14 protein-coding genes and 1 pseudogene are annotated in these 17,853 nt (G+C 60.8%); 11 read left to right on the forward strand and 4 right to left on the reverse strand.

The window, feature by feature from the left end:
- Nucleotides 1-26: 26 nt before the first annotated feature.
- Both NKJ20_RS26960 and NKJ20_RS26965 read right to left on the reverse strand, forming a co-directional pair.
- Complete coding sequence (locus tag NKJ20_RS26960; RefSeq protein ID WP_352450258.1) at nucleotides 27-803, reverse strand: polysaccharide deacetylase family protein; 777 nt, start codon at nucleotides 801-803, stop codon at nucleotides 27-29.
- Nucleotides 800-1,888, reverse strand: coding sequence for a glycosyltransferase family 4 protein (locus NKJ20_RS26965; RefSeq protein ID WP_352748254.1), 1,089 nt, complete (start codon nucleotides 1,886-1,888; stop codon nucleotides 800-802). The genes NKJ20_RS26960 and NKJ20_RS26965 overlap by 4 nt, the downstream gene beginning before the upstream one ends.
- 74 nt (nucleotides 1,889-1,962) lie before the next feature.
- On the opposite strand from NKJ20_RS26965, the gene NKJ20_RS26970 reads away from it, so the two are divergent.
- The 8 genes from NKJ20_RS26970 (at nucleotide 1,963) to NKJ20_RS27005 (ending at nucleotide 12,784) form a co-directional block, all read left to right on the forward strand.
- On the forward strand, nucleotides 1,963-3,141 hold the full coding sequence (locus tag NKJ20_RS26970; protein ID WP_352457190.1) for a DUF3095 domain-containing protein: 1,179 nt from the start codon (nucleotides 1,963-1,965) through the stop codon (nucleotides 3,139-3,141).
- 105 nt (nucleotides 3,142-3,246) lie between these two features.
- Nucleotides 3,247-4,590 carry a nucleotide sugar dehydrogenase gene (locus NKJ20_RS26975; protein ID WP_352748261.1) on the forward strand — a complete coding sequence of 448 codons (1,344 nt, stop codon included), beginning with the start codon at nucleotides 3,247-3,249 and terminating at the stop codon, nucleotides 4,588-4,590.
- 45 nt (nucleotides 4,591-4,635) lie between these two features.
- Nucleotides 4,636-5,976: an adenylate/guanylate cyclase domain-containing protein gene (locus NKJ20_RS26980; protein ID WP_352450254.1), complete on the forward strand. Its 1,341-nt coding sequence runs from the start codon at nucleotides 4,636-4,638 to the stop codon at nucleotides 5,974-5,976.
- A gap of 149 nt (nucleotides 5,977-6,125) precedes the next feature.
- Nucleotides 6,126-8,021, forward strand: coding sequence for an ABC transporter ATP-binding protein (locus NKJ20_RS26985; RefSeq protein ID WP_352450253.1), 1,896 nt, complete (start codon nucleotides 6,126-6,128; stop codon nucleotides 8,019-8,021).
- Entirely contained in the window at nucleotides 8,018-9,916 is a 1,899-nt protein-coding gene (locus tag NKJ20_RS26990; protein WP_352450252.1) for an ABC transporter substrate-binding protein, read from the forward strand. Before NKJ20_RS26985 ends, NKJ20_RS26990 begins: the two co-directional genes overlap by 4 nt.
- Nucleotides 9,917-9,918: 2 nt before the next feature.
- Nucleotides 9,919-10,917: an ABC transporter permease gene (locus NKJ20_RS26995; RefSeq protein WP_023675966.1), complete on the forward strand. Its 999-nt coding sequence runs from the start codon at nucleotides 9,919-9,921 to the stop codon at nucleotides 10,915-10,917.
- Nucleotides 10,914-12,095, forward strand: coding sequence for an ABC transporter permease (locus tag NKJ20_RS27000; protein ID WP_352450251.1), 1,182 nt, complete (start codon nucleotides 10,914-10,916; stop codon nucleotides 12,093-12,095). The genes NKJ20_RS26995 and NKJ20_RS27000 overlap by 4 nt, the downstream gene beginning before the upstream one ends.
- 209 nt (nucleotides 12,096-12,304) lie before the next feature.
- On the forward strand, nucleotides 12,305-12,784 hold the full coding sequence (locus NKJ20_RS27005) for a class I SAM-dependent methyltransferase (RefSeq protein ID WP_352457162.1): 480 nt from the start codon (nucleotides 12,305-12,307) through the stop codon (nucleotides 12,782-12,784).
- Nucleotides 12,785-12,821: 37 nt separating this feature from the next.
- On the opposite strand, the gene NKJ20_RS27010 is transcribed toward NKJ20_RS27005, so the two are convergent.
- Nucleotides 12,822-14,237: an adenylate/guanylate cyclase domain-containing protein gene (locus NKJ20_RS27010; RefSeq protein WP_352457161.1), complete on the reverse strand. Its 1,416-nt coding sequence runs from the start codon at nucleotides 14,235-14,237 to the stop codon at nucleotides 12,822-12,824.
- Between the two features lie 203 nt (nucleotides 14,238-14,440).
- On the opposite strand from NKJ20_RS27010, the gene NKJ20_RS27015 reads away from it, so the two are divergent.
- The 3 genes from NKJ20_RS27015 to NKJ20_RS27025 all read left to right on the forward strand — a co-directional run bounded on the left by NKJ20_RS27015 (nucleotide 14,441) and on the right by NKJ20_RS27025 (nucleotide 17,464).
- Complete coding sequence (locus tag NKJ20_RS27015) at nucleotides 14,441-15,247, forward strand: hypothetical protein (protein WP_352748257.1); 807 nt, start codon at nucleotides 14,441-14,443, stop codon at nucleotides 15,245-15,247.
- 91 nt (nucleotides 15,248-15,338) lie between these two features.
- A complete protein-coding gene (locus NKJ20_RS27020; RefSeq protein WP_352450247.1) occupies nucleotides 15,339-15,863 on the forward strand; it encodes a GNAT family N-acetyltransferase in 525 nt (174 codons plus the stop codon).
- A 203-nt stretch (nucleotides 15,864-16,066) separates the two neighbouring features.
- Nucleotides 16,067-17,464, forward strand: a complete 1,398-nt coding sequence (locus NKJ20_RS27025; RefSeq protein ID WP_352748259.1) for a hypothetical protein — start codon at nucleotides 16,067-16,069, stop codon at nucleotides 17,462-17,464.
- A 97-nt stretch (nucleotides 17,465-17,561) separates the two neighbouring features.
- On the opposite strand, the pseudogene NKJ20_RS27030 reads toward NKJ20_RS27025, so the two are convergent.
- Nucleotides 17,562-17,759 (reverse strand): annotated as a pseudogene (locus NKJ20_RS27030) (tetratricopeptide repeat protein); the annotation flags it as partial.
- Nucleotides 17,760-17,853: the final 94 nt, after the last annotated feature.

A 17,853-nucleotide genomic window follows, 5' to 3' on the forward strand; every position in this document is an offset into this window, starting at 1 on the left:
TTGACGCAATTCCGGACGGAAACCGTTCACACTTTTCCTGGAATTGTTCTACCGGCGCTGCGCCCGATCAATGTCCTGATCGGAAGCCATGCGCAGGCTTCAGTCTGTGCGGTGACTGTGAACAGCCGTTCGAGGAAGAGCCAGGCCGATTCATCATGTACGAGATGGTGGGTGAGCAGGCCCACCGGTTCGCCCCCATCGAATGCATGCTGCAATTGCGCGATGATAGCCTGAACCAATAGGCCATGATCGCGGCAGCCGCGCGTGCCATGCCAATCCATGATGTCGACATTGCTGTTGATGACCGCAAGTGACGCCGGCCTTGGCGGTCCATAGACCGACAATGCCGAAAATCCTATCGATCCAAGGTCGGATACCAAGCCGGCGTCGATCCTGTTCCAGGGTGGCACCAGCATCGGAACGGCACGTGCGCCGTGCAGGCCGGTTACGTGCGCCAGCCCGCGAGCCAGATCATCGAGCACCGCCTCGCGTGGTCGATGCGCGCCGAGCTCCTGCTTCTTCTGGCCCTCGGGCGCATGATTTCGGTGCGCCCAGCCATGGATGGCGACCGTGGCATGCGGCGCCTCGTCAAGCCGAACGACAAGCTTCTCGTCAGTCACGGCGGGAATGACGGCCAGAGTCACCGGAACCGCGAATTCACCGGTGAGGTCGAGCAACCGATCAAGCGCAGGCGTCGGATCCACGGCGTCATCGTCGCGCAGCCAGAACTCTGCCTTACGGTCCGCCCGTTGCCGGCTCGCCAGTTCCTCCACCAAGGGTTGCCAGATTTGATCGGATGTCATGAGACGGGGATCTTCGCAAGAAGTTCGGCCAGACGCGCCGCTGCAGCACCGAGAGAACGTTCTTCGAGGATGAAACGTCTGGCTTCTGCGGCCATGATGGATCTTTCGTCGTTACGGGCCAGAAGCCTTTCAATGGCAGAAGCGAACGCCGCCACATCGTCCGGCGGGGTGAGAAACCCGGCCTGGCCATCCCGGACGACCTCCGGCACGCCGGCGACGTCCTGAGCCACAACAGGAAGGCCGGCGGCCTGTGCTTCAAGATAGGCAACGCCATAGGCCTCGCCGAAACCCGGCCAGACGTAAATTCCCCCACTGTAGAGGACATCCGGCACGGCGGCTGGCTCAATCGCGCCAAGCCATTCGATACGCTCGGCGGGCAAGCCGGCGAATTGCGCTTTGATCTCCTCGCGGGCAGGTCCGTCCCCGACGACCGACATGGTCCAGGGCAGGTGACCGATCGAACCGAGCGCCTGCGCCAGCATGCGGTAGCTTTCGACTTTGTCGCCCGGGCGCATCATGGCGACGGTAACGAGGCGCGTCGGACAACCCCGTGCCGGCGTTTCCCGGAATAGCGATGTGTCGATGAAGGGCGAAAGCATGCCGAAAGCGGCGTCGGGTACCGCATCTGCCAGTCCCTGACGATCCCTTTGCGTGAAGCAGATGTTCAGCACCGCCTGTTCGACGGCTCGCGCCACCAACGCTTGCGTATCGGCCCACAAACCGGTGTTGCGCCGCCTCGAATAGGAAGCTTCCGCTGTCACATAGGGGACACCAAAGGCCAACGCCAGTTCGGGCCCGATCAGGTCGGGCGCCTTGTAATAGGGATGATAGGTGAACCACAGATCGGGCTTGCCGTCACGATCCCAAAGCCTTGCCAGCCGCGCGGCTTCCTCCCGGGCCTCGGTCTTGAGCGCATCGAAACTTTTCGAATCCGGTTCGCGTAGATAGAAGCGCAATTCGGATGCCAGTTCGACGCTATGCCCTCCATGCTCCAGCGCCTTGACCAGCATCCGTGCCATCTGGCGGTCGCCGGAGGCAACGGGATGATTGGGCGACTTCAGCGGCGCATAGAAGGCAATTCGCATCGCCGGACCCTATCATCGGAAAGCCTGCGCAAGTCAATTTCGAAGCATGATCGACTTCACCCTCAAGCACTGGAATGTGCTATCTGATGCTCATGGAAACAGCTGCCGCGTCCGATCCGTTTGTTGCTTCCCTGCCGGTCTTCGCAAAGTTCGAAAGCGTTGCCGATATCGATAACTATCGGCCTCTCCCCGATGGCTGGGCGCTGGCCACCGCAGACATCGTCGGCTCGACCAAGGCGATCGAGGCGGGGCGCTATAAAACCGTCAATATGGCCGGTGCCAGCGTCATTTCGGCGCTGCTCAATGCGCTGGGTAGGCAAGATCTTCCCTTTGTCTTCGGCGGCGACGGCGCGCTCGTGGCGTTTCCCGGCTCGGCGCTGGAGATCACCCGCAACGCGCTGGCGGCTGTCCAGAGATGGGTGGCGGACGAACTGGATCTGACCTTGCGTGCCGCAATCGTGCCGATAAAGGATATAAGAGCGCAAGGCCTCGACGTTCGCGTGGCGAGGTTCCAGGCCTCCGATGCGGTCTTCTATGCCATGTTCGCCGGAGGTGGCGGCAGTTGGGCGGAAGCCGAGATGAAAGCGGGGCGCTACCGCATCGATCCTGCGCCGGCCGGCGCGCGGCCGGACCTGACCGGCCTCTCGTGCCGCTGGAACCCGATCGAAGCCCGGCATGGCGAAATCGTCTCGATCATAGCCATACCGGGGGCGTCGCGCGACTTGCGCGGTTTTCAGTTTCTGGTTTCCGACATCATCGCCCTTGCCGGCAGGCAGGAACGCGATGGCCACCCGGTGCCGGTGAACGGGCCGGACTACAGTTTGCTGCCCGCCGGCCTCGATATCGAGGCGCGGGCCACGGCGCCGGCAGGACGGCGGTGGCTGTCGAAGCTGTGGATAGTGTTCCTGATGACGCTTACGGCTGTTACGGATAGATATGGCTGGACGATCGGCAGATTCGATCCGAAGATCTACAAACGCGAAGTGGCCAGCAATTCGGATTTCCGGAAGTTCGACGATGGCTTAAAGATGACCATCGACGTTGACGCGGATGTGTTGCAACGGATCGAGAACCGGCTGAAACAGGCGGAAGAGGCGGGCATCTGCAACTATGGCCTGCACCGCCAGAAATCGGCCTTGATGACATGCCTCGTCGCATCGCCGCTGCAGCGCGATCACGTTCATTTCATCGATGGCGCCGCCGGCGGCTATGCGATGGCTGCCGCAAGCCTTAAGGCGAAGGTGCCGGTCTGACGGCTTGCGGACATCGATTTTCCGCAATATGCCTCGGGGCTCTTGTGAGCGGTGAGCCTCACCATGGAAGCGGACGGCCTGTCCGAATTGACGGGAAGCAGATTTTTGGACGCCTCACGATCGACATATGACCGCCTTCTGAACCGGATTTCGACGCGTGCCGCGCAAGTCGGCGTGATCGGACTGGGCTATGTCGGGTTGCCGCTGGCGGTTGCGATCGCACGCGCCGGCTTCCCTGTTTGCGGCTTCGACATCGAAGCCCAAAAGGTCGAGAGCCTGAACAACGGACAATCCTACATCGAGGCGGTGACGTCGACAGCCCTTGCCGGCCAGGTGGCGAGCGGACGGTTCCGCGCCACTGCGGATTTTGCCGAACTGGCCGTCTGCGATGTCATCATCATCTGCGTTCCGACACCACTGACGAAACACCGCGAGCCGGATCTCTCCTTTGTCAGGAACACCGCAGGCACCATCGCGAAGCATCTGCGTCTCGGTCAGCTGATCGTGCTGGAATCGACCACCTATCCCGGCACCACCGACGACGTGATCAAGCCCATCTTGGAAAAAATCGGCTTGCAGTCGAGGATAGACTTCTTCCTCGGCTTCTCGCCCGAACGCGAGGATCCCGGCAACCGCAGCTTTGAAGTCGCGACGATCCCCAAGGTCGTGGCAGGTGACGGCATTGAAGCGGCGACGCTCGTGCAGGCTTTCTACCATGGCGTGGTCAAGACCGTCGTTCCGGTTTCCACCACGGCGACCGCCGAGGCGGTCAAGCTGACGGAAAACATCTTCCGCTCGGTCAATATAGCCCTCGTCAACGAGTTGAAGATCGTGCTCGGTGCGATGGGAATCGACATCTGGGAGGTGATTGAGGCGGCAAAGACCAAGCCCTTCGGCTACATGCCTTTCTATCCTGGCCCTGGACTTGGCGGGCACTGCGTTCCGATCGATCCCTTCTACCTGACGTGGAAGGCTCGCGAATACGAACTGCCGACCCGCTTCATCGAGCTGGCGGCAGAGATCAACACGGCCATGCCGCGTCATGTGGTCGATGAACTGGCGAAGGCGCTGGACCGGCGCTGCGGCAAGGCGCTCAGCCGCTCGCGCATTCTCATCATCGGGCTCGCCTATAAGAAGAATGTGCCCGACATCCGCGAAAGTCCCTCATTGCGGCTCATTGAACTCATCGAGGAATGGGGCGGCAAGGCGGAATTCCACGATCCGCATGTTACCGAAATCCCGGCCACACGGGAGCATATGGCGATCAAGGGGCGTCGTTCTGTCGAATTGACCGAGGTGGCCTTGAAGGATTTCGACGCTGTCGTCGTTGCGACCGACCACGACGCGATCGACTATCAGGCGATCGCGGATCACGCTCTACTGATCGTCGACACACGCAATATTTTTGGCCGCCTCGCGCTAGCCCGAGAGACGGTGGTAAAGGCCTGACGGCGTCCGAGCCGGCGAATTTGTGCAAGGAGATTTCGAGATAGCATGAGCACAGCGCAAGCAGAAATTTCAGCCATTCTCATGGATAAGGTTGCCGATTGGCTGACCCAATCGGCGTTGGCGGGCGACGACCTGGAAACATTGGTAAGGGGCTTTTGTGAACGGCTGGCTGCTGCCGGCCTGCCGTTGAAGCGGGTGCATTTGAGCTTTTCGATGCTTCATCCGCTTTATGACGCGCTCGGCTTCACCTGGCTCCGCGGCCAGGGCCTGGAAGTGGAAGGCTTCCGCAAGGAGAACGGCGTTCATTCCGACAGATTCCTGACCAGCCCATACTACCATCTGCTCAGCCACAAGCTCGACCATCTGCGGCGCCGGCTCGACCCGTCGGTGCCGTCGGAATTTCCTGTTTTCGATGACCTCAAGCTGATGGGCGTCACCGATTACATGGCTTTCGTCCATCCCTTCAGCGGCAACACCAGTCAGGGCATGATCGGGTCTTGGTCCACCGACAGTGCTGCAGGCTTCAGCGACAGCATGATTTCGGCGCTGCTGCGCATCCAGAACCATCTCGCTATCGCAACCAAGATGGCGGTGCTCACCAAGCTTGCCGACAACATGATGACCACTTATCTCGGCGGCGACGCCGGCAGGCGCGTGCTCGACGGCCAGATCAAGCGCGGCGAGGGTGATACAATCCGGGCGGCACTGGTCATGGGCGACATGCGCGGGTCGTCAAGACTTGCCGAAACCTCCGGCCGCGAAGTCTATATCGATACGCTGAACCAGTTTTTCGACGCCGCTGCTGCACCTTTCAATCGCAAGGGCGGGCAGATCATGAGTTTCATAGGTGATGGCTTCATTGCCGTCTACCCTTGCGCAAGGCACCGTTCACAGTCCGAGATCGCCTGCCAGGCTGCTCTTGCAGCAGCGCACAAGGCCACCGCGCGCATGATGGATCTCAATCTGCGCAGAAAGCAGCAGGGATTGAGCGACATAAACTATGGTATCGGCCTGCATGTCGGCAATGTGATGTTCGGCAATGTCGGGCTTACCGACCGGCTCACATTCTCTGTCTTCGGCTCGGCTGTAAACGAGGTCCAGCGTCTCCAGACCCTGACCAAGAAATATCCGCACAGCGTTCTCGCCAGCAAAGACTTCGCCGGCTATTGCGGCGCCAACAACTGGCTGGCGCTCGGCATGGAGGAACTGGCGGGCATCAGGCAGAAGCTAACGGTGCTTTCACCCGATTTGTCGGGTACTCTCTCGCTCGACGAAGACGGTGCGCTGGAGCCGATTTACGACCGAATATCGGACGCCGAGCAGGTCATGCTGCTTCATCGCAATGCCGCGCGGCCGTCCGCGGGCGACCCGAGGAAGCTCCAGTAACCGCCACGATCTGATCCGAACGCGTTTGGTATGCAGTCCGGTCGCCGGTTCCGCCAGGGAGCTGGCGACTGTTCGAATCCAAGTTGCTCTAGGCTGGCAATGCGATAGTCTCGCCTTCTGGACCTGCCAGAGTGGGGGCTGGTGTGAGAATGAATTTGGGCGTTGATCTGCTGCGGATCGAGGATGTTGGCATCTCTTTTGCCATTATAGGGGGACCGTTGCATGCCGTGAGGCGTGCAAATCTTCGCGTCCTGCCCGGCAAGGTTACCGCGCTTGTGGGCGAGTCCGGTTCCGGAAAATCGGTTCTCAGCCAGGCAGTGATGGGCATTTTGCCGAACACAGCCCATGTTCGCGGGCGTATCCTGTTTTCCGATCCTGAAAAGCCCGGCACGACGCAGGATATCCTGCAGATGCCGCGTGACGGACCCGAAATCCGGGCGTTGAGAGGCAGCCGCATCGGCAAAATATTTCAGGAGCCGATGACATCACTGTCGCCGCTGCATACGATCGGCAATCAGGTGAGCGAATCCCTGCAGATTCATACGCCCATGGCTTGGGTGGAGCGCAAGGCGCGGACCAAGGAAATGCTCGGACTTGTCGGCTTTCCCAACCCCAAGCGCGCCTATGACATGTATCCCTTTGAACTTTCGGGAGGATTGCGTCAACGCGCCATGATCGCCATGGCGCTTATCTGCCGGCCCGCGCTGTTGATCGCCGACGAGCCGACGACGGCGTTGGACGTCACCATCCAGGCGCAAATCCTGCAATTGCTGCGCGAGCTTCAGACGAAGCTGAACATGGCGATGCTGCTGATCACGCACGACCTTGGCGTAGTCGCCAACGTCGCCGACGAGGTGGTGGTCATGTACCATGGCGAGATCATGGAAGCGGGACCTGTGGAGGCGATATTCCGCCGGCCGGGCCACCCTTACCTGAAGGGCCTGATGGCAGCCGTTCCGCATTTCGACCTGAAGCCCGGCGAAAGGCTAAAGGCGCTCCGCGAGGTGCCGGTGAATGTCGGGAACCTGCTCGGCAAGCAGACGGCGCCGGCATCGAAGGGGCCGGACGACATCCTGCTGTCGGTCAGGGATCTGACAAAGACCTTCACGATCCGCAAGTCCGGATGGTTCGGCGGAGATCATCAAACCTCTGTTCGCGCCGTGGACGGCGTGAGCTTTGATATCAGGCGGGGTGAGTGCCTGGGTCTTGTCGGCGAAAGCGGCTCCGGCAAAACCACCGTCAGCAAGATCCTCATGCGGGCTGTCACCCCTAGCGGCGGCTCTGTGATCTTCAATGGCCGCGATGGTCCGATCGACGTCTTGGAAGCCGAGGGAGACGCCCTGCGCATGCTGCGCGCGAAAATCCAGATGGTATTCCAGGATCCGGTTTCGTCGCTTTCACCCCGCATGACGGTGGAGAACATTTTGAGCGAGCCGCTGGAAATCCATCGACGTGGCAATGCCGCGTCCCGACTCGCCACGGTCAAGAGCCTGATGCAGGCAATCGGGCTCGACCCGCGCTTCATAAAGCGTTATCCGCATAGTTTCTCCGGCGGGCAGCGTCAGCGTATCGGCATCGCGCGCGCGTTGGCGCTGGGGCCTGAACTCCTGATCTGCGACGAGCCGGTTTCGGCACTCGATGTCTCTGTCCAGGCGCAGATCCTGAACCTTCTGAAGGACCTGCAGAAGGAACTGGGCCTGACCTACCTGTTCATATCCCACAACCTCGCGGTGGTGGACTACATGGCAGACCGTATCGCGGTGATGTGCGGCGGGCGTATCGTCGAGCTCGCGCCGCGCGAAATTCTGCTTAGGAAACCGGTCCACCCCTACACGCGCTCACTGGTCGCCGCAGTACCTTTCCCCGATCTCGACAGGCCGATGGATTTCAAGACGCTGAAACTCAGCGGCGCTTCCGACACCAGCGCATGGGGACCGCAATTCCGCGACGAGGGCGACGAGGATATGCTGTCGCCGCTCGATCTTGGCGGCGGCCACCTCGTGCTGGCCCGACGTTCGGCCGATTTCAGCGAGCTACGCCATTGATCAGCCGGCGCACCGTCCTTGGACTCATGGCTTCGGCATTTCTGCCGGGCACGTTGCGCGCCGGCGATCTGGAGCCGGAATTTCTTGAGCCGCAGCTGAAGGCCAGAGCGCTGCCGGCACTCGCCGAACGCCTGCCCAAGCGCCCTCGCGCGTTGAATCTCGCCGCGATGGGCCGGCAGCCCGGCCAATATGGCGGCACGCTGCGCACGATCATCGGCAGCCAGAAAGACATCCGGATGATGACAATCTACGGGTACGCTCGCCTGGTCGGCTATGACGAAAAGCTTAACCTGCAAGCCGACATTCTCGAAAGTTTCGATGTAGCGGATGATCGTGTCTTCACTTTCAAGATACGAGAAGGACATAAATGGTCTGACGGTAGCCTGCTGACGTCGGAGGATTTTCGCTATTGCTGGGAAGATGTCTGGCTGAACGATGAGCTTTCGCAAGGCGGGCTCGCCCCGGCCCTGCTGGCGGACGGCAAGCCGCCACGCTTCGAGATCGTCGATCCGTTGACGGTCCGCTATAGTTGGGATGCGCCCAATCCCGACTTCCTGCCCAAGCTCGCCGCTGCTTCGCCCCTATCGCTTGTTCTGCCGGCCGCCTATCTCAAGCAGTTCCACAAGAAATACCAAGATCCATTCCGGCTCGCCGGCCTAATGAAGGAGAACCGGGCCCAGAAATGGACTCTCTTGCATATCCGCATGTCGCGGCAGTATCGCCCGGAGAACCCGGAACTGCCGACGCTCGATCCCTGGCAGAACCGGACCAAGCCGCCGGCTGAGCAGTTCGTCTTCGAGCGGAACCCGTTCTTTCATCGAATAGACGAGAATGGCCGGCAACTGCCCTATGTCGACCGGATTGTCATGAATGTCAGCTCGTCGGCGATCATTTCCGCCAAGACCGGTGCGGGCGAGAGCGACCTGCAAGGCATGGGAATTGACTTCACCGATTACTCCTTCCTGAAGGATGCGGAGAAGCGCTACCCGGTGAAGATGCATCTCTGGAAACGCACACAAGGTTCGCGGCTGGCGCTGCTGCCCAATCTGAATTGTGCCGACCAGGTGTGGCGTGGCCTTTTTCGTGACGTGCGCGTGCGCCGCGCACTTTCGCTCGCTGTGAACAGGCGCGAGATCAATTTGGCTGTGTTCTACGGATTGGCGCAGGAAAGTGCCGATACGGTCCTGCCGGAGAGCCCGCTCTACCGGCCGGAATTCGCGAAAGCCTGGGTCGCCCATGATCCCGACCAGGCCAATGCCCTGCTCGACGAGGTCGGGCTTCAGGCGCGTGACGATGACGGCCTGCGGATACTCCCCGACGGACGCCCGGCGCAGCTCGTAGTGGAAACGGCCGGCGAAAGCACGCTGGAAACCGACGCGCTCGAGCTCATCACCGATCACTGGCGCAAGATCGGCATCGCCCTGTTCATCCGGACTTCGCAGCGCGACATCTTCCGCAGCCGCGCGCTTGGTGGCCAGATCATGATGTCGATGTGGTCGGGCATCGACAATGGCGTGCCGACCGCCGACATGAACCCCTACCAACTCGCCCCCACCGTTGATGACCAGCTGCAATGGCCGCTCTGGGGTGCTCACTACTTGTCCCGTGGCAAGGTCGGCGAAGCGCCCGATCTTCCGCCCGTGGTCGAGTTGATGGCTTTACTCAAGCGCTGGAACGCATCGACCGAAGCCACGGAGCGCGCCGAGATCTGGAATTCAATGCTGTCGATCTATACCGATCAGGTGTTTTCGATCGGCACGGTAAACGGAACGCATCAGCCGATTCTGGCATCCTCGCGGCTGCGCAATCTGCCTGACAAGGCGCTCTACGGCTACGACCCGACCGCCTATTTCGGTGTCTATATGCCGGATACATTCTGGCTTGGAGAGTCCTGAGCGTGCTTCGATATTTTGTCTGGCGTATCGCCGTGATGGTTCCAACGCTGCTGGTCATATCGGCACTGGTGTTCACGATCATCGAACTTCCCCCAGGCGACTATTTCGACAGCTATGTTGCCGAGCTTCGGGCTCAGGGCGAAGCGGTGGATTCCGATCGCATCGAGATGATGCGCAAGGAATATGGTTTCGACAAGCCACCGGTCATTCGCTACTTCTACTGGGTCGGCGGGATGCTGCACGGCGATTTCGGCTATTCCTTCGAATATGAGCTGCCGGTTCGCGACGTCGTCGGGGACCGAATGTGGCTGACGGTGCTGGTTTCCTTCGTCACGATCATCTTTACCTGGCTCATCGCCTTTCCGATCGGCATGTACTCCGCCACGCATCAATACAGCTGGGGCGACTACGGCCTGACTTTCTTCGGCCTTCTCGGCCTTGCGATTCCGAACTTCATGCTGGCGCTGATCCTGATGTATTTCGCCAACATCTGGTTCGGCACGTCTATCGGCCATCTCATGGACCAGCAATATCTCGGCGAGCCGATGAGCTGGGCCAAGGCGAAATCGATCCTCGCCCATCTCTGGATTCCGGTCTTGATCATCGGAACCGGGGGCACGGCAAGCATGATCCGGCGGCTGCGCGCCAATCTGCTCGATGAGCTACATAAGCAATATGTCGTGACCGCGCACGCCAAAGGCCTTCATCCCTTCAGGGCGCTGGTCAAATATCCGCTGCGCATGGCGCTCAATTTCTTCATTTCGGATATCGGCTCTATCCTGCCGGCCATCATCTCCGGTGCCGAAATCACGGCGATCGTGCTGTCTTTGGAAACGACCGGGCCGATGCTGATCAAGGCGCTGCAAAGCCAGGACATGTATCTCGCAGGGTCGTTCCTGATGTTCCTCGCCTTCCTGACAGTCATCGGCGTCCTGATTTCCGACCTGGCGCTGGCGCTACTTGATCCGCGAATTCGTTTGCAAGGCGGCAGCACCAAATGAACACGCAATCGCCGCTGCCCGCTCCGGGTGCCCCACTGCAACACTACGTTTCCATCGAGCCCTTTGACCTGCAGTCGGTCGAGGCGATGACGCCGGAGCAGGAGAAGGTCTTTCAGGCGTCGCAGTTGCGGCTGATGTGGTGGAAATTCCGTCGGCACCGGCTTGCCCTTGTATCCGGCATATTCCTGGCAGCGCTTTATTTCGGGATACTGATCTGCGAGTTCCTGGCGCCCTACGATCTGCACACGCGCAACATGGACTACATCTATTCACCGCCGCAGCGGGTGCACCTGTTCCACAACGGCGAGTTCGTCGGGCCGTTCGTCTATGGCCGCCAGATGACGCTGGATATGGACACGCTCAAGCGGAACTACGTCGAGAAACAGGATGATGTTCAGCGGATCCGTTTCTTCTGCAAGGGCGACAGTTACCGGTTCTGGGGCCTTATCGAAGGCGACAGGCATTTTGTCTGCCCTGCCGAAAACGGCCAACTCTTTCTGGCCGGCACTGACAGGCTGGGGCGCGATGTGCTCTCGCGCATCATCTATGGCGCACGTATTTCACTGACAATCGGCCTCGTCGGCATCAGTTTCAGCTTCCTGCTCGGCATTGTCATCGGCGGACTGGCCGGCTATCACGGCGGTATCTTCGACCTGATCGTCCAACGGATAATCGAAGTTCTGCAATCGATCCCCAGCATTCCGCTATGGCTGGCTCTGGCGGCGATCATGCCGATAACCTGGAGTCCGATCCTGATCTATTTCGGCATCACCGTCATCCTCGGGCTGCTCGACTGGACCGGACTGGCGCGGGCCGTGCGTTCAAAGCTTCTAGCCTTGCGCGAGGAGGATTATGTTCTGGCCGCGCAATTGATGGGCGCCAGAAGCAGCCGCATCATCGGGCGGCATCTCATTCCCGGCTTCATGTCGCATCTGATCGCGACGGCGACGATCTCCATACCCGGCATGATCCTGGGCGAGACGGCGCTGAGCTTCCTCGGGCTCGGCCTGAGGGCGCCGATAACCAGCTGGGGCATCCTGCTCACCGAGGCGCGCAGCGTCAGCGTGATCGCGTTCTATCCATGGCTGCTTTTGCCGATGCTTCCCGTCGTTCTCGTCATCTTGGCGTTCAACTTCCTCGGCGACGGGTTGCGGGACGCCGCGGACCCCTACAAGTGACAGCGCTATTCCGCCGCGCGCAGTGCCGCCGACTCCACCCGGTATGATCCTTGTCGGCAACTGTTCGCTTGTTGCAGTGTTCATCGTCCGCGTCTACACGCGGCAAGACTCGATCGGGGTTTAACACGTCGGCCTCGGGTTTCAGCCGCGAAACGCTCTGGTCGGGGGGCAGTTGATTTCGTGAACTGGTTCTGGACATACAATCGCACATGAGTCGCCTTGACAGTTTCATCCGGAGGATGACCGCACAGCGCGACATACTTGATCATGTCTGCGCCGAGGTGGCGAAGATGGAGGGGCCCGTGCTCGAGCTCGGCCTCGGCAATGGCCGGACGTTCCACCATCTGCGCGAGCGCCTGCCCGGACGCCGGATCGTAGCGTTCGACCGCGCACTTGCCGCACACGCCAGCTCAATTCCCGAAGCTGAAAACCTCGTGCTCGGCGAAATACGCGAGACGGCGAGCAGGTTCATTGGCATCGACGCCGCTCTTGTTCATGCCGACATCGGCACCGGCTATGAAGATCGCGATGCAGTGACCTCTACCTGGCTTCCCGATCTGACCGCGCGCCTGCTTCGCGTCGGCGGCATCGCGGTCAGCGGCACGCCGCTCGATCACCCGCAGTTGCAACGCCTCCCGCCGCCACCTTCGGTTCCCGCCGATCGTTATTTTATCTGTAGGCGCGTGTGAGGGGCCGGGACGAGCCAAATCTTCAGGGGCCAAGCCTTCAGGGGATCGTGTATACTGCTATCTCCCGGTCAATGCCGCGCAGCGAGACCTCGTGGGGCACGGGCGTCAGCGCGTTCCTGTGCAAGAGATCGGCGGTGAGATTGTCGTCGACCACCGCTCGAGTGGCGAAGATCGCCTGTGCGTTGGCAAGGTTCTGGACCCGCGAAGCAATGTTGACCGTCTGGCCGAAATAGTCCTGTCGCTCATTCATAGACACGGCGATGCAGGGGCCGGCATGGACTCCGATCTTGAGCAGCAGATCCTCGCGCCCGCTCTTGTCGTTGAGCGTACGCATGGCATCGCGCATCCTGAGGGCTGCAGCTATCGCACGATCAGGCGTCGCGAAGGTCGCCATCACCGCATCACCGATCGTCTTCACCACCGCGCCTGCCTCCGCCGTGACGATCTCGTGCAGAACCTGGAAATGCTCGCGCACGAGATCGAAGGCTGAAAGGTCGCCCACCCGCTCGTAAAGCTCGGTCGATCCGCGCAGGTCGGTGAACAGGAACGTCAGGCTGGTGATCTTCAGGCGCTGGTTGATGTCGAGTGTATCCGTGCGATAGAGATCGCGGAACGTCTGGTTGGTGAGCAGGCGCTTGGCGGTCAGGAAGGGCCGGCGTTTTCCCAGGAAATCATGCAATGCCTGGCCGGCGATGAAGACCGTCGGCAGCACGCGGGTGTCAGTCCGGTTTTCCAGCGAAATGCGCAACGGGCCGGGCTGCATCTCCAGCGTCTGGTTCTGGACATGGTCGCGGTCGAAGGCCAAAGAGAGGCTCCGGCGCTCCTTTGTTGGTTCGCCCTTCCCGTCGATGAACTGCGCTGAATGGGTGACCGGCTCGAAGACGATGATGAATTCGGACGGAAGCTGTATGGGCAGAACCGCCTTTTCACCGGGCGCAAGCTCGATATCCTCCAGCGAGAACGCTTCCAGCTTTTTCGCGAAATCCTCTTCCGGCAGATCGACGCCGGACGCCCAGTAGATTTGGCGGAAATATTCCGCCACCGGCAGTTCGTGTGGATTGTGGGCGGCAATCCTGCGCACGCGGGGACTGACGGTGAATGTCACCTCGACCATCTCGTCGAGGGTCGGTGAATAGCCCTCGGAGCACAGCGCGCAGGTGTATTCGTCCTTTTGCAGGGTTTTCAGCGTGGCGTTGGTGTCGAGCACGCCGCCGCAGCCGGGGCACAGAACATTCCAGGAAATGTCGAAGATGCCCACCCGCGCCGCATGGAGAAAGGCGCTTATTGCGCGCTCCTCGTCGAGGCCATGCTTGCTGGCGAAGGCTGGCGCATTGATGCGGCAAAGTTCGCGGTCCTCGCCCTCCGCGATGGTTCGCTTGATCGCGTCGATCGCCTGCGGATCGACATCGGCCGATTGTCGCAGAAGTGAGAACAGATCCTGAGCTTCGTTCATCGTGCAGGCTCCGGAAAATGCACCCCGAGGCGTTTTGACCGGACCGGTCTTTGGTCCGAGTGCTCCATCTTACTTCGAAACGGACCGTACGGCCATTCGAATGGATAGCCTGGTGACCGTTCAATTTCCATTCGGCGGATTTTAACCGGCCGCAAGCAGCACTATGATGGTCCATGGCGCATTCATCTTTGGGATTTTCTCCCATGCCGACATCCGACAATCCGCCATTTCCCGCGGCCCTGCGCCTTTTTTCTGCGGTGGTCATCATCGTCCTGATCGTAGGCGCCGGCCTGTTTTTCATGCCTGCGCTGGTGAAACCGGGCTGGCCTTGGGCCGTCACGCCGTTCAATGCGCGCTTCCTCGGTGGCTTCTACACCGCCGAAATGGTCGTGATGGCGGCGCTGCTGGTCTGGAATCGCTGGTCGCCCGGCAGGCTCGTGCTCGTCATGGCCTTCATCTTCACCGTCATCGTGTCGGTGGCTTCGTTCATCAATCTCGGCTATTTCAACTTCGAGCGCAAAGCGCCCTGGCTGTGGTTTTTGGTCTATCTTGCTTCGGTCGCGGTATCCGGGCTGTCCCTGTGGCGGGCCAGGGCCCGTCCTTCTGCAAAAGGCGTGACCTTAAATCCCGCATGGCGCGGCTACATGCCGGCGGAATCCGCGATCCTTGGGCTCTATGGCGTCGGCCTGTTGCTGTTTCCCCTGACATTCAGTGGCATCTGGCCATGGCCGATCGATGCCTTCCACGCTCAGGTCTACAGCGCCATCTTCCTCGCCGGTGCGGGCGGTATATATCTCGTCTGGAGAAGCGCGCCGCGCGAGGAACTGCTGGTGCTCGGGTTGGCGCAGTTTCTGGTTGGCCTGCTTGCCATCCTCGGCGTCGTCATCACCAACGCTGCGGTGCACCGGATCGACTGGACGGCGACCGTGACATTGTGCTGGCTCGCCTTTTTCGGCTGGATAGGCATCAGCGGCGTCTTCAAACTCTACGCTGCCTCCCGGTATTTTTAGCTCGCAATCGGCATCATAGGTCAGAGACGGCTGGATTTTCAGGTGGCGTCCGGTGCATCGTACCGGGCCGATTGCCTTCGCCGGGAACGCCATGACCAGCACGACCTCGCCACCCTCCGAGAAAATCGAGCCGCTGCTGCGGTCCGTCCGGCCAAGCGATGCGGAGGCGCTTTGCGCTATCTTCAACATGCCGGGCTTCCGCTGGGGCACGCTCAGGATGCCTTTCGAGATGGTGGAGCAGGTGGCGCGGCGCATTGCCAAGTCCGGCCAGGAAACCACCTGGATCGTTGCCGAGCTGGACGGCAAGGTCGTCGGCCATGGCAGCCTGGTCGTGCAGGGTTCACCGCGCCGTTCGCATATCGGCGAGATCAATATTGGCCTTGACGATGCCTTTGTCGGCAAAGGTATCGGCTCTGCCATACTTGGCGCGCTGCTTGACGTGGCCGACAACTGGCGCGCCCTGAAGCGGGTCGAATTGACCGTCTATGCCGACAACGAAGCGGCTCTCCGTCTCTACAAAAGCCACGGCTTTGAGGTCGAAGGCCGGCATGTGAAGGCCGGCTTTACCGACGGGCAGTACCACGACCTCCTGAGCATGGCCCGGCTGCGGTTCTAAGATCCGCTGTTTGGCGTTAGCTGTTTAGCCAGTCTGACAATTCGTGCCGAGCGAACAGGTGATTGCTCATGGAGAGCTGCGTAGGATACGGCCATTTCGTCTCACGCCATCTTAATCGAGTTGACGATCTATGTGTGGGCCGGCCGCATCCAGCAAGTCTGGTCTCGCTTGGCGTTTGCACCGCAAGCGGCTAGACGGGACCAATGACCGCCGTCTTTGATCCTACCCCTTCCCCTACCCCTACGCCTCCGGTGGAAATTCTGACTGTGCTGTCGCTGCTCTGCCCGGAGGTCGTGCGCGACATCGAGCAGAACTGGAATGCACCGGTTTCCGACTACGCCCGCCATCTTTGGCGGCCGGTGGCAAGGCCTGCATCGGGCCCGGCGATCGCTGCCCGCTCGATCCTGCGCGAAGTCCTGCATCAGCGCCTCGGTATGATCATGCAGCCTGACGAGATCGGCAAAGCCCTCGACGAGTTCGAGCACAGACCGGTGATTCAGTCCGGCCTGCACTGCCTGCTTCTGATGGACCGGATCACCTTCGATGCCCTCCTGCTTGCCTGGCTCGGCGCAGTCGAAAACGGGCTGTCGGCCTTCGTCGGCTTCATGGGAACGACGATGACCATGGAGACAGTTGGCCGGGAGGGGCCGGGATGGCTCGATGTCGGCGACGACAAGGTCAACCTGTTTGGCATGGGGCGCCACAAACTGTGCCGCAAAAGCGCCTGCGTGGCCGGTCCCGTCTCCCTCAACAAGCGCGCGCTCGAAGCGGTGGGCGATGAAACGGATGCCAGCCGCTGGCTGGGCACACTGCTTGCCAGCCAGGACAAGGTGTTTGAAACCGCCGCCGATGCGCTGACTGCCCTGAACCAGGATATGGTCGCCAATTGGGATCGTGCCGGCATGGCCCTGCCGGTTTTCATCGATGATCGGGCCGCCGCGGCTGCCATGGCGCGGCATCTGGAATATGACGGCAGCCTTCTTTCCAGGCTGCTCATTGAACCCGCAAGACGCCAGCGTCTCGAACATGCCTGGCAAGAGGCCGCATCGAGCCCATTTGGCAGATTCCTGCCCAATGCCACGGACTATTTCTGGGGCATCCGCGAGGAGCGCGTGCGCAAGCTCGTTCTCGAGAACGGGCACCTGATCGAGCCCGACAGGCCGCAAGGTCTTTCCATCCCGTTCGAGCGGCCGTATCTCAGGCAGGCGCTGCTGGACGGCGTGCTGCTGCCGAACTTGTTCCTGACGTTCCTCGTCCTTGCCATATTGCCGCGCGTGCGGGTCGTGGGGGGCCTGAGACAGATTGGCTATGTAGCGCTTTTCCACTCGATCCTTCTGGCCGTGCTAGACGAAAACGCGCCGGAAGAGCGCGATCTGGCTGCGGAGCTGCAGGTTCGGGAAAATGCCTGGGGCATGCGGGTCATCGATGAAAAGATCTCAGTCCGCGAGCAGCTTGCCGGCCTGCCGGAAGGAGCGCTCTTCCCGGACCTGCTCCGGCAATACCGATTGCGGACATTTGCCGAGACGACCGACGACCTGAAACTGGTTCGCGAAAACGCCAGATGGCGCAAGATCGGCCAGGCAGAGATCAAGCCGACCTGAGCCTAATTCGCAACCGCAAGCCACGGCGATCTATCGGGGAGCCTCTGGCGTCTGATCCGGCCGCATAGGCCTCACCTGTCATTGCACCGCACCGCCCCTTGCGGAGCCCATCCACCACGTGTTCGAAATCGACCGGTTCTTGTAGGGCAAGACTTTGCGACGGTATTCCAACGAATAGTCGGGATTGACGCGAAGCGCCTCCTGCCATGCCGCGCGGGCTTCGGCGAAACGGCCCAGATGGCCGTAGCTGCGGGCCGGAAGCACGCGAGACGTCGGTGACAGCGTTGCGAGTCAGCCCGTTGCAGATAGTGTGCTGAAGGTTCTGCAAAAAGTTTTGGAGAGAGAACGGGGCTTGCTCTGAGGGGCGAGCGGCCATGGCACGGTGGTGA

The sequence above is a fragment of the Mesorhizobium sp. M0185 genome, from assembly GCF_040322175.1.
Classification (GTDB): Bacteria; Pseudomonadota; Alphaproteobacteria; order Rhizobiales; family Rhizobiaceae; genus Mesorhizobium.